8 protein-coding genes are annotated in these 13,412 nt (G+C 72.5%); 1 reads left to right on the forward strand and 7 read right to left on the reverse strand.

The genetic code is table 11. The features are described 5' to 3' along the window. Positions 1-330 precede the first annotated feature (330 nt). Positions 331-924, forward strand: coding sequence for a class IV adenylate cyclase (locus MXD95_RS02270; protein WP_250638794.1), 594 nt, complete (start codon positions 331-333; stop codon positions 922-924). Between the two features lie 129 nt (positions 925-1,053). Here the strand turns inward: MXD95_RS02270 and MXD95_RS02275 are convergent, their stop codons facing one another. From MXD95_RS02275 to MXD95_RS02310, 7 genes are all read right to left on the reverse strand, one after another. Continuing rightward, a complete protein-coding gene (locus MXD95_RS02275) occupies positions 1,054-1,233 on the reverse strand; it encodes a hypothetical protein (protein WP_250638795.1) in 180 nt (59 codons plus the stop codon). Positions 1,234-1,444: 211 nt separating this feature from the next. Then, on the reverse strand, positions 1,445-4,228 hold the full coding sequence (locus MXD95_RS02280) for an aconitate hydratase (protein WP_250638796.1): 2,784 nt from the start codon (positions 4,226-4,228) through the stop codon (positions 1,445-1,447). A gap of 302 nt (positions 4,229-4,530) precedes the next feature. Next, entirely contained in the window at positions 4,531-6,621 is a 2,091-nt protein-coding gene (locus MXD95_RS28370; RefSeq protein ID WP_285223486.1) for a glycosyltransferase, read from the reverse strand. Positions 6,622-6,715: 94 nt separating this feature from the next. Next, positions 6,716-7,627 (reverse strand): class I SAM-dependent methyltransferase, encoded by a 912-nt coding sequence (locus MXD95_RS02295; RefSeq protein ID WP_250638797.1) that lies wholly within the window; start codon positions 7,625-7,627, stop codon positions 6,716-6,718. Between the two features lie 79 nt (positions 7,628-7,706). After that, positions 7,707-10,898 carry an O-antigen polysaccharide polymerase Wzy gene (locus MXD95_RS02300; protein ID WP_250638798.1) on the reverse strand — a complete coding sequence of 1,064 codons (3,192 nt, stop codon included), beginning with the start codon at positions 10,896-10,898 and terminating at the stop codon, positions 7,707-7,709. 3 nt (positions 10,899-10,901) lie between these two features. After that, positions 10,902-12,185, reverse strand: coding sequence for a glycosyltransferase (locus MXD95_RS02305; RefSeq protein ID WP_374121941.1), 1,284 nt, complete (start codon positions 12,183-12,185; stop codon positions 10,902-10,904). Between the two features lie 98 nt (positions 12,186-12,283). Then, positions 12,284-13,412 (reverse strand): glycosyltransferase family 4 protein (locus MXD95_RS02310; RefSeq protein ID WP_250638799.1); only part of this gene is annotated, 1,129 nt, incomplete at its 5' end.

Raw genomic sequence — 13,412 nt, forward strand, 5'->3', positions numbered from 1 at the left:
CGCCACTGTCGGCCGCGGCGGTAGCCCGATCATCCGATCATCCGGGCACCTGGGCCGACCGCAGCCGTCACCGGGGACGCTATCACCGAGTGTAGCTATTCAGTAACTCGAAATCGGGATGGGTGGAGACCGGCGACCATGTGATCGTCGTGCCGTTCCAGATGAGCACATGCCGCGACACCCCTGCGGTCCGGACGATCGCGGCTCGGACCGTGAGGCGGCGCCGCCAGGCGGACAAGCCGTGGGATCAGCCACCGGAGGCCGGTGGTTGGCATCTGTCAGGATGACGCCGGCGGCCGGAGATCAGACATCATCCGACAGGGAGTGTGCGTGCGCGAGGTGGAAGTGAAATATGCGGTGAATAATCTGGAGGAGGCGGCGGCAGCACTCCGCTGGGCCGGCGTGGAGTTTTCGGAACCGGTCTTTCAGGATGATCAGGCGTTCGCCCCGGTGGGCTGGTCCTTCGGTGACAGTAAGCGTGGTGTGGCGTTTGCGCGCCTGCGGTCAGTAGGCGAACGTCACTGGTTCACGCTGAAGCAGCCTGGAGCGAATGCCCAGGATTGTCTGGAGTATGAGACGGAGGTTCTGGACCGGGCGGCCATGCATCAGGCGATTCTGCGCATGGGCTATTGGGCGACGGTGCGGGTGGCAAAGTCCCGCCGGGCCGGCCGGGTCGGCGAGGTGTCGTTGTGCCTGGACGAGGTGGCGGGGGTCGGCACGTTCCTGGAGCTGGAACGCCTGGTGCCTGACGATGCCCCGGCGGCCGTCGTGCAGGACGAGCTGGCCGCCTTCGCCGTGTCCCTGAACGTCCCACTCGTGCGGACGGCCGAGACCTACGACTCATTGGTACGAGCGGCTACGGACGGCGGGCCGCGGGTGCCGCCCAGCCAGGCGGGCGCGGCGGCCGACCTCCGGGTGACGTGAGTTCGGGGCCCGCAGGCGCGGGCTTCCCGTTGAGGCGGTACGTGTAGGGCTTTGGAGCGGCACGTACCGCCGTGCCGACGGCGGTCTCGCCTCATGGATCCGGCCCCTCGGCGGTGTTGGCGAGGGTGTCTACCGGAGGCTGCCGGATCGGGCGTGCTGCTCGCGGGACAGCTCGACGAGGGCGGCGCGGACCTCGTCGACACTGGCTTCCCCGAACGGAATGTTGACGGAGAAGTTGAACTCGTCGCGGCCCCGCATGGCGTCGTCAAGGCCGCCGCCGGTCAGATCCACGGCGGTGTAGGCCAGCAATTGCGCGGGACTGTATCGCCCTGTGGCTACAAGGCGGTCCCACTGTCAGATCGCGGCCTTCGCGGGACCGCTAGCCGCAGCGCCCTGAAGTCGCCACCCCACGCGGCCTGAGCCCCATCTGCGCGACCCACGTCGGCGCCTGAAGACGACTCCAGCCGCCGGGAATGCGTCCCGGCGGCTGGAGTGAAGGAGGGCTTTCGGCGCTGCGGGGCTAAAGCAGCGAGCGCAGGACGTAGAGCAGGATGCCGCCGTGGCGGTAGTACTCCGCCTCGCCGGGGGTGTCGATGCGCACGACCGCCTCGAAGGACTTCTCCCCCGCCACCACGGTGATGGTCGGGGTCTTCTCGTCCACCTCGGCGAGGCCGGTGATGGTGAAGGTCTCCTCGCCGGTCAGGCCGAGCGACTCGTACGACTGGCCCTCGGGGAACTGCAGCGGCAGGACGCCCATGCCGATCAGGTTGGAGCGGTGGATCCGCTCGTAGGACTCGGCGATGACGGCGCGCACGCCGAGCAGCGAGGTGCCCTTGGCGGCCCAGTCCCGCGAGGAACCCGAGCCGTACTCCTTGCCGGCGAGGATGACCAGCGGCACCCCCTCGGCGGCGTACTTCTGGGCGGCGTCGTAGATGGCCAGCTGCTCGCCGTCGGGCAGGTGGCGGGTGACGCCGCCCTCGGTGCCGGGGGCAAGCCTGTTGCGCAGCCGGATGTTGGCGAAGGTCCCGCGGATCATCACCTCGTGGTTGCCGCGCCGCGAGCCGTAGGAGTTGAAGTCGGTGGGCGCGATCCCGTGCTCGGTGAGGTAACGACCGGCCGGCGAGTCCTTCTTGATGTTTCCGGCCGGGGAGATGTGGTCGGTGGTGACCGAGTCGCCGAGCACGGCGAGCACCCGGGCGCCGACGATGTCGGTGCGCGTCTCGGGCTTGGCCGCCATCCCCTCGAAGTACGGTGGGTGACGGACGTAGGTGGAGTCGGATACCCAGCCGAACGTCTGCGAGACCGCGCCGCCGTCGCCGACCGGCAGCGCCTGCCAGCGCGCGTCGCCGGAGAGGTCGGCGTAGTCGGACTCGAACATCTCCGCCTGGACCGCATCGGCGACGACCGCCGCGACCTCGGCCTCGCTCGGCCAGATGTCGCGAAGGTAGACAGGCTGGCCGTCCGAGCCGGTGCCCAGCGGGTCGGTGTCAAGGTTGATGTCCATCGTGCCGGCCAGCGCGTAGGCGACAACCAGCGGCGGGGACGCCAGGTAGTTCATCTTGATGTCGGGGCTGATCCGGCCCTCGAAGTTCCGGTTGCCGGACAGGACGCTGACCACGGCGAGGTCGGCCTCGTTCACCGCGGCGCTGATCTCGTCGGGCAGCGGACCCGAGTTGCCGATACAGGTGGTGCAGCCGAAGCCGACCAGGTTGAAGCCGACCTTGTCCAGGTACGGCACGAGGCCGGCCCGGTTGTAGTAGTCCATGACGACCTTCGAACCCGGGGCCAGCGTCGTCTTCACCCAGGGCTTGCGGGACAGGCCCTTCTCGACGGCGTTGCGGGCCAGCAGCGCGGCGCCGACCATGACCGTCGGGTTCGACGTGTTGGTGCAGGAGGTGATCGCGGCGATCGCGACGGCGCCATGGTCGAGCTCGACGGTGGTGCCGTCGGCGAGGGTCACGGATGTCGGGCTGGACGGGCGGCCCGTGACACTGCCGGCGACGGCGTTGACCGACACCGGCGCGTCCGAGGGCTTGTCGGCGAACGCCGCCGCCGGGTCGGAGGCCGGGAACGACTCCGCGTCGGCCTCGTCGGCGCCACCATTCGCCAGCGGCGTCTCCTTGGCGTAGGTGGGCAGCGCGGCGCGGAACGCCTGCTTGGCGGTGGCCAGCGGCACCCGGTCCTGTGGCCGCTTCGGGCCGGCCAGGGACGGCACGACGGTGGCGAGGTCAAGCTCGAGAGTGGTGGTGTAGTCGGCCTCGTGGCTCGGGTCGAGCCACAGCCCCTGCTCCTTGGCGTAGGCCTCGACCAGCGCCACCTGCGCGGCGGGACGGCCGGTCAGGCGCAGGTAGTTCAGCGTCTCGCCGTCGATCGGGAAGATCGCGCAGGTGGAGCCGTACTCGGGGCTCATGTTGGCGATGGTCGCCCGGCTGGCCAGCGGCAGGTTCGCCACGCCCTCGCCGTAGAACTCGACGAATCGGCCGACGACGCCGTGCTTACGCAGCATCTCGGTGATGACCAGCACCATGTCGGTGGCGGTGGTGCCGGTGGGCAGCTCGCCGGTCAGCTTGAAGCCGACCACGGTCGGGATGAGCATGCTGACCGGCTGACCGAGCATCGCGGCCTCGGCCTCGATGCCGCCGACACCCCAGCCGAGCACGCCCACGCCGTTGATCATCGTGGTGTGGCTGTCGGTGCCGACCAGGGTGTCCGGGTAGGCGAGCGTGCCCTGCGCGGTGTCTCTGGTGAACACGACGCGGGCCAGGTACTCCAGGTTGACCTGGTGCACGATGCCGGTGTTCGGCGGGACGACGGTGAAGTTGTCGAACGCCGCCTGGCCCCAGCGCAGGAACTGGTAGCGCTCCCGGTTACGGGCGAACTCCAGCGAGGCGTTCAGCTCGAACGCGTCGGGCCGGCCGAAGTGGTCGGCGATGATCGAGTGGTCGATCACGAGCTCGGCGGGGGCCAGCGGGTTGATCTTCGCCGGGTCGCCGCCGAGTGCGGCCATCGCCTCGCGCATCGCGGCGAGGTCGACGACGCAGGGGACACCGGTGAAGTCCTGCATGATCACCCGGGCCGGGGTGAACTGGATCTCCTGGCTCGGCACGGCCGACGGATCCCAGTTCGCCAGCGCCCGGACGTGGTCCGCGGTGATGTTGGCGCCGTCCTCGGTGCGCAGCAGGTTCTCCAGCAGCACCTTCAGACTGTAGGGGAGTCGACCGGCCCCGGGCACCGCGTCCAGCCGCCTGATCGTGTAGGTGCGGTCACCTACCGTGAGCGATCCGGTACTGCCGAAGCTGTCCATCGTTCTCCTCCTCGTCACCCGCCACCCGTCACCCGCGGACGGCGGGGCTCGCCGCCATGGCCACACCCCTGCGGCAACGCCATGGTGACGCCGGCGGCGGACCCGTGACGCAGGGCCGCCCGCGACGTCGGCCATCCTCGGCCGGCTCTGTGTCCATCCTGGCATTTCCCGCCGAGCGGGACCGCTCCCGAGGGTCTGTGACACAGCCAACGCGGCCGGTCGACCGGCGATCGACCGGCATGTGGCTTTTATCCCAATGCGGCTATCCTGTCACGTTGAGATATCCGTTGACCCTACCGAATTTACTTAGCAACGCTAAGAATATCAGAGGGCGAGTCTCCGCGATCCGCCGGGGCACCGGCCGTAGCCGGAGAACCGGATGCGGATGTGGAGGCGGAGTCGGAGGCGGAGGCCCCCGACTCGGCGCCCGGACCGGCCTCGGGTTGAGCGTCGAGTTGGGCGGCGAAACGGGCCAGGAACACCTCTCGCTTGCGGCGGGGGCTCATCCGCCCGGTGCCCACGGACCGGGCGAGCGCCCGTCGCTCCCACTGCTCGACATCGGAGATGACCCGAGCGGGCGCACCGGCGACCACGCTGCCGGGGGGGATGTCCCGCATCACCACCGCGCCGGCGGCGACGATGACGTCGGCACCGATCGTCACACCCGGCATGATGACCGCGTTCAGGCCGAATATGACATCGTCACCGACCACGATCGGCGCGACGACGTCCGCGTCGGGATGCGCGCGCCGCAGCCGGGTCACCGCACCGTCGTGGGTGATGAACCGCACCCCACCGGCGATGCCGACCCGATGGCCCAGGCGGATCAGATAAGGCTCGGTCCCGAAGGTGGCCGGGGTGATTTCGATCAGTCGGCAGCCGTCCCCCACCCGCACGCCGATACGCCGGGCGAAGCGGACCGGGTCCACCCGCAGCAGGTAACCGCGGTAGGCGATCCAGGCCATCCGCCGCGGCAGTCCCGGCAGCAGTCGCAGCAGCGGCCCGCCCGGCACACCCCGTTCCCGCCGCGCACCGGACGGCACCGCACCGGACGGCACGGCACCGGACGGCACGGCACCGGACGGCACGGCACTCGACGGCACGGCGCCTGTCGGGCTCTCGTGAACGCCGCCCCGTCGCCCCCGGACCAGCCGCCCCGGGACTCGTGGAGCCGGCAGGCGAGCGGTGAGGGTGTTCATCGACTGCCCGGCCCGCGATCTCGCCGGACGGCTGGCCGCGGCGTCGTGCAGGGCGGCGACGGTGTCCTGGCTGAGCAGGTGGCGATCGAGCATTTGCTCGGCGCGGCGGCGCGCGGCCTCGGCCCGGCGCCGGGCGTCAGCGGTGCCGCGGCCGGCTGCGGCGGCCAGCAGCGCGCCGGCCAGGGCGGTGGCGTCCCCAGGGTCGACGAGCCAGCCGGTCTCGGTGTCGACGACCTCGGGGAGGCCGCCCACCGCGGTGGCCACCGTCGGCACGCCGCAGGCACTCGCCTCCATCCCCGAGGCGTAACCCTCCGACCAGGACGACACCACGTTGACGTCGGCTGCCGCATAGTACGGCCGGACATCGAGGACACTGTCCACCCAGCGGACCCGGTCGGCCCCTGTCAGGGACGCCGAAGCGGCCCGCAGCCGGTCGCGGTAGCGCGTTCCGGCCTCTCCATAGCCGCCGCCCAGGAGGATCAGCGTGCCGCGGCCACCGCGTTCGACGAACCGGGCCCACGCCTCCAGGAGGACTTCATGGCCCTTGACACCCCGGCCCGGATGGACCATCCGTTTCGGCGGGTAGAAGTAGGCGACGCAGACAGCAACGAACTCGTCCGGGCCGATACCGAGATCGGCTCGGGCGGCCCGGCGCCGCTCGGGCGTCGGCGGGCTGAACCGGCCCAGGTCGACGCCGTAGGGCAGGGTGCACAGCCTCGATGCGGGCAGGCCGAGGGCCGCGTACCGGTTCCGGATGTCCCCGGTGGTCGCGATCAGCAGGTGGTCGAGGTGGCAGAGCACCCGCTCGGCCCAACGGATCAGCGTGTTGTCCAGGTAGAGCGGGCCGGCGACCATGTGCACCCGGGTGATCGGGGTGCCCACGGTGGCGAACCGGGCGACCAGGGCCGAGGCGTACAGGTGGTAGTGGACGACATCGACGCCCAGCTCGCGCAGCGTGGCTCGCAGCCGTCCGACCGCGGCGATCTGCGCGGGTAGCGACGCCCCGCGACGCGGCGCGGGACTCTCGACCACCGGCACCCCGTGGCCGGCCAGTTCGCGGGCGACCCGACTGTCCCAGTGGTGAGGTGCCGGCAGCAGCACGACCACGTCGTCGCCCGCCGCCCGGGCGGCCAGCACGTGCGGAATGATCCACACCGGGCCGTCCCCGGTCTTGACCAGTGTCGCGATCTTCATTCTCAGGGATCCTCCCCAATGGTCGACGGCGCGCCGCGGCACGTGATTCCCCGACCGCGGTGCCTCCCCGGCTGCTGCGCCCTTGCGCCCCCGGCTACCGGCGGCCCGGCCGGGGGCGGCGCGCCACCCACAGGCAGGCACGGGCCGACAGCCAGGGAGCACCGACGAGGTCCAAGCCGGCCTCGACCGGTCGCAGGCGGGCCCGGTCCACCCGGGCTGCCACGGCCCGGCCCGCGGTGGTGAACTCCAGGACCGTCGCCAGTGCGCCATACGGATGGGCACGGACCGCCTCGAACCCCACCTCGCGCAGCTCGGCGGCGAGGCCCGCCGGGGTGAAGGCGTACTGGTAGAACTCTCCCTCCCGGGGACGCGGCAGCCACAACGGCGCGCCGGGCGAACGCTGCGTTCTCCTTCGGCGGCTGCCGGCGTCCCGGCCGGCACGAGACGATGCGGCGGTTCGGCCCAGCGCGCGCAGCAGGGGGCTGAAGCAGGGCGTTGAGACCAGAGCGACACCGCCGGGCCGCAGCACCCGGTAGCTCTCGCGCAACACCGCGCGCGGTCCGGTCTCGAAGTGCTCACAGACCCCTGGCGAGTAGACGGCGTCGTAGCAGCCATCGGGAACCTCCAGCGCCCGCACGTCGCCCTGCCAGACCCGCAGGTGCGGCGCCGCCGCCCGCAGCCGCGCCACGGTGCGGGGAGCCCAGTCGACGGCGTCGGCGGTGAACCCCCGCGCCGCCATGGCGACACTGAACTCGCCGGGCCCGCAGCCGGCTTCCAGCACCCGGCCGCCGGGGCGCACATGGCGGCGCACCGCCCGGCGCAGGTGCAACGGCAGGTGCCCCGCACGGGCCCGTCGATAGTCCACCGGCCGGGCGTCCCACAGGTCGTCCCAGTAGGCGGCGTCGGCGGCCTGCCGAAAGAACGCCAGTCGGCCACCGTGTGTTCCTGACTGGACGACCAGCGTGACGGGCGTGGGAACACCACGTGCCGGGGCGGTCGAGGTCATGATCGGATCCCCTTGACGGCAGGTATGGGCAGGACGGCGCCCTCGGACGCGGCGACGGTCGCGGGCGCAGGCTCGGGCATCACCGAAGGCCAGGCACAGCTGTGGCTGTGGGTGAAACCAGAAGCGCGGGCAACGGTCCCGCGGGCTCGGGCGGGGTCATGGTCACCGGGCCGGCGCCGCGGGCGATGCTGGCGGCGCGTCCGGCCAGGGCGTCCCGTAGCGTGTGGCGGACAAGCAGGGTCATCGCCGTGTAGGCGACGATGCTGCCGACCGCCGCGCCGCTCGCGCCGAGCCACGGCACGAGCACCGGGTAGCTCACCACTGACAGCAGCAAGCCGACCAGGCCCACCCTGCCGGCCGCGCCGGTACGGCCGACGCCGGTGAGCACCCGGCACTCGATCAGGAACGGCGCCAGCAGCAGCTCCGCGACCAGCAGCAGCCGCATCGGAGTCACGGCCGCGCCATAGCCGGGGCCGAACAGGTCGCGCAGCAGCCACGGCGCGGTGACGGCCAGGACACCGCCTGCCGCAAGAAGCAACCCGCACACCGCGAGGGTCGCCCGGCGCAGCGCCGCCGGCGCGAGCGTGCCGCGGGCGCTGCGGTAGAAGGCCACCTGTCCGACGGACCCGGGCACCAGCCGCAACGCCTCACAGGACGCGGACGCCACCGAGTACACCGCCGCCGCGCTCGCCCCGCCGAAGGCCGCGACGAGCAGCCGGTCGAATCGGAACGCCACGGTGGCGCCGATGTTCAGGCCGAGCGCGGGCAGTCCTTTGCGCACGAGCAGGCTCCAGGCGACCCGGTCGTAGCGCGCTCCCACCCGCAGGCCTCGGCGGGCCAGCGCCACCAGACAGACGATCACCTGCGCCGTCCAACAGGCCGCGAGGACGAGCAGGATGTGCACGAGGCCGGGATGACGTGGACCGATCGCCAGCACGCCGAGCTGGGCCAGGGCAGTCCCGGCGACGAGGGCCGCGGCCAGGCTGATTCTCCCGGCGGCGTTGAGCGCGTCCAGCAGTTGCGCGGCGAGCAGGTTCGCCGCGGCGAGCAGGGCGACGGCGGCAAGCAGGCCCACATCCACCCGCGCACCGCCGCTGAGGGTGACTAGCAGCGACGCGACGGCAGTGACCAGTGCGGCGGCCAACGGGGTCACGGCAAGCGACAGGCCCAGGTAGTGGCTGGTGCTGACCCGGGGATCGGCTCGGCCGAAGTAGTGACGGAACGCGACGTTTGTTCCGAGACCGCCGACGAGCGCGCCGAAGGCGCAGATCGTCATCAGCACGACGAGTACGCCCCGCTCGGCCAGCGGAAGCATCCGCGCGGTGACCACCGCCTGCCCGAGGCTGGCACCGGCCGCGAGCGCAAGCCATCCGGTGACGATGGTTCCCGCCCGGCCGATTCCCCGCTGGCCGCCGCGGCCCGCATTCGCCGGTGGCACCCGATACGGCCGTGCCACCGGATCAGGACGGGATCCGGATTGCGCCACCGGAGCGTCGGACCGGGCAGGGAGGACAGTCAGGGCCGGTCCCGTCGCGCTACCAGGCCGGATCGGTCGGCCGGAGCGGACCGGGCGAGCGCCGTCGGCCGGGCAGGCCCCGTCGACCGAGCGGGCAGAACCGACCGAGCGGGCAGAACCGACCGAGCGGGCAGAGCGCACCGGTCGGCGTGGATCTCGAGGACGCGGGAGGGCGCGACGCCGGTCGGCCCGGGCACGGCGGGCGGCAGCGGTCTCCGCGGCCCGGATCAGGCCGAGGGTGACCAGCCCCATCAGCACCTGGACGGGCACGGCGGCGAACGCGTTGCGGACCTCGATGATCAGGGGCACGAGCAGGACCAGGCAGGCCGCCTCCGTGCCGCGTGCCGAGCGGCCATGGTCCATCCAGGCCACGACGAGCCCGGTGAGCAACAGGAACACGACGATGCCTTCGACACCGAAGTTGTAGTAGGCCTCGGCGATCGGCGATCCGCCGATCGGGCCCTCGCGGTCCATGATGAGCACGTTGAACAGTCGTTCGTCGCCGTACTGGGACGGCTGGGGCTGTCCGAGCACCCGCCCGGACACGAGGCGTTCCAGCTGGCCGTAGAAGGTCGAGCCCGGCGGCGGGTGCTCGCCCATCCCGTCCCGCCAGTCCAGCACGGCACCGACAGGGCGGATCGACGCCCCGAGCTCGGCGATGCCGTCGACCGGGCTGAAGGTAACGGTGCTCAGCCGGACCCCGGAGAGCCCCGACTGGCGGATCTCCCGCAGTCCACCGATGAGGGCGAGCAGCGCCACCACTCCGAGCAGGACGACCACACCGCGTACGACGACCCGCCGCCGCGCCGCGATCGCCGCCGCCGACACGGCCGGGAACATCACTTCCGAGCGCAGGCCGAGGGGAAGGGCGATCACCGCGAACAGGGCGAACATCACGATCGCGGAGCGCCGCCAGCGTCCGGGCCCGTCGATGACCGCCAGCACCAGGCCCAGGCACAGGCCGAACAGCACATACGGCACGAGCGGCGAACGCAGCGCGCTCTGCCCGACGTCGGCATAGGAGCCGAACAGCAGCCCGAGCCCACCGGTGCGCAGGACAATGGCGACCAGACCCATGGCGGACCCTGTGACCAGCACGAACCCGACCGGCGCCCGCAGGCTCGGCCAGTCCGGGTCAGACGTCCGGGGAAAGGGGCCCGCGGTGAGCCCGGGTCCGATCCCGCGGCCCATCCCCCATCCGGCCCCGAACTCGCCGGCGGAGCCGTACGGGCGGCGCAGCGTCCGCCAGAAGGTCATCGCCGCGACCCCGAGGGCGGCACTGAGGACGCCGAGGGTAGCCAGGGTGAACAGCCGGCTCATCGGGTAGACGGCCAGCCACCGGAAGTCGTACTGGGCGCGGATTCGGTCGAACGAGGTGTCGGTGGCGTACAGCAGAGCCACGCCGAAGTGAAAGACGGACAGAGTGATCAGGTAGACGGACGAACAGGCCCACATGCCGCGCGGTTGGGCACGCACGCACAGCAGCACACAACTGGCGACGAGCACGACACACACCCGGGCAGCGGTGCGTTCGGGCAGGCCGGCGAGGGACGTGGACCAGGCGGCCACGACGAACAACGCCAGGCCGCAGCCGACGAACGCCAGTGCCGCCGAACGCTGCGCGCCAGCGCCCGGCGACAGGCCGAGGACGTCGGTGCGCCGGGCCCGCCGTGAGGGCGGGTCGACGGGCGGGACACCCATGGACGGCGGGGCCAGCGGGCGGCGCGTTCCCACCGCTCGGGTCGAGGCGGGCATCAGTCAGGACCACACGGCGGTGATGTCACGCTGCCAGGTGTCCATCGTGAACGGGGAGCGACGTACCAGCCGCATGGCTTCCCGCCGCTGATCCAGCGTCGGCGGGAGGGCTGTGATCATCTCGGCGGTGTCCGCCCACAGCAGGTCGGAGGCGCTCAGCGGCAGCGTCGTCACTCCGGGCAGCAGCCGGGAGATCTCCCCGACACCGGGGAGGTCCGCGGACAGTACCGGCGTCCCCACCGCCAACGCTTCCAGCACGACCGTGGGCATCCCTTCGTGCAGTGAGGTCACCAGCAGCAGGGACGATCCGGCCAGCAGCCGGGAGATCTCCTGCACCTCGCCGGTGAACTCGACCTCCGCGGCAACGCCCAGCCGCTCGGCGAGCGCGGTCAGCGCCGCGGTCTCCGCGGGATCCTGCCGGCCGACGATGCGCAACTGTGCCGGCACCGAGCGGGCCCGAAGCACCGCGAACACCTCGATCGCCCGGGCCCGGTTCTTCAGCGGGTCCGGACGGGCGACGTGCACCACGGTGATCGTGGCGGACTGGTCGTCCTCGGACTCGCCGCTGCGTCGCCGCGCGGCGATCGCCACCCCGGACGGCTCAAGCTCCACGCCGTTGTAGATGACCCGACAGCGGTCGTCCAGGCGCCAGGACTCCCGCCACAGCCCCCGCATCGCGGCCTCGCTGACGGCGATGATGTTGGTGGCGGACCGGTCGAGCAGCCACCGGCAGGCGAAGCGCTGTACCCGGCCACGCAGGCTCGCCCCGTGCCGGTCGGCGCTGCTCACGAAGTAGGCAACCCGGCGGCGCACCCCGCCGATACGGGCCAGTGCCAGCACCACCCCGGAGAAGGTCGCCACGGCCGAATGGACGACGTCCGGCTGTACCTGGCGTAGCAGGCGCAGGAACCGCAGCGGAAACAGCCAGTCGGCCCGGCAGTAGTAGACCTCGCTGCCGAGTTGCCGGACCTCCTCGTCCAGCGTGCCCGCGGCGCCGGAGGTCACCGCGAACTCAAGGCGGAACTCGTTCGGGTCCAGCCGGCGCAGCAGGTTCAGCGCCCGCAGCTCCACCCCGGAGCGGTCCATTCGCCCGAGCACCTCCAGAACCCGCACCGGTCCACGGGGCGACGCTGGCTCGGCCGCCGGGCGCACGGCCGCCGCCGGCACTGTCGGGTCCGACGACGCGGGGGGTGCCGGCGCCGAGCCCGACGTCGTCGGCGTCGGCGTCGGCGTCGGCGTCGGCGTCGCGGACGCTGGCGGTGCCGAGGCCACGGGTCCGGACGCCACGGACCCGGAAATCTCGGACCCGGAAATCTCGGACGCGGGGGTCGCGGGCGCGGGGGTCGGGGAAGGTGGCACGGTCGCTACCTTCATCTCGGGGGTGGTCACGGGCGCTTCTCCGCCCCCGACGCGCCGGTGGTGTGCGCACTGCCGGCCAGCCGGTTTCCGCGTGCGCCGGGACGCGGCCGGGCGGGGGGCGACGGGGTGGAGCGCGCGCCGTCCGCGGTGCGCCGCGCGTCGGGGATCCGTGGTGGACGGCTCGCGGCCCCGACGAGGGCACGGGCTGCCGGCCCGGCCACAGACCCGGCATTCATTCCGACCGCGGCGCCACGCGATGCCCCGACCCCGGCCGGGGTCGGGGTCGAACGCCTGGTGGCCGCCCCGTTCGAGGTACCGGGACGGGCACCTCGCGGCATGTCCCAGTCGACGATGGCCTGGTAGAAGAGGCTGGCCCGCTCGTTCAGCCGCTCGCCGCGGTACTCCTCGGCGGCCATGCGATTACGGGCGGACATCGCCGCCAGCGTGCCGGGACTGGCGAGCACCTCCGACATACGGACCGCCAGCGTCAACGGGTCCTCGGGCGGGACGAGATCCTGCACCGCGAGGAGTTCCACCGTGCCGCCGACAGCGGTGCCGAGCGTCGGCACCCCGCGGGCCAGTGCCTCGATGACCACTCTGGGCAGCCCCTCGGTCCGCGACGGCAGGACGAACAGGTCGGCCTCGTCGAGCAACGCGCGCACGCCGGCCCGGTCCAGCGCCGGCACGAACTCGACGATCCCGTCGAGTCCCTCCCGCCGCGCGCTCCGCACCAGCTGGTCATGGTGACGCCCGGAGCCGACGATGACGACGCGCAACGGATACTTCCAGGCGTCGAGCAGCCCGACAGCCGCCAGAAGGATGTCGTGCCCCTTGTAACGGCGTTCCTGCGACCCGATCGTCACCACCGTGGCCGGGACGGGCGGCCGGGACGCCGGCGGGCGGGCGGCTACGGTGAAGTCCTCCGGGCCGAGACGACCGTAGGCGTAGCTGGCGCGCAGGGCCCCGGGCGCCGCCGGGTAGCGGGCCTGCAGCGTCTCGCGGGTGACGTAGCCGACGGCGCCCGCGGCGGCGGCCCGGCGGGCCAGCCAGCGTCGGGCCGGGGGGGGGGGGGGGGGGGGGGGGGGGGGGGGGCGCCCCCCCCCCCCCACCCCCCCCCACCCCACCCCCCACCCCCCCCCCCCCCCACACCCCCCC

It is taken from the genome of Frankia sp. AiPa1, assembly GCF_023243075.1.
Lineage (GTDB): Bacteria > Actinomycetota > Actinomycetes > Frankiales > Frankiaceae > Frankia.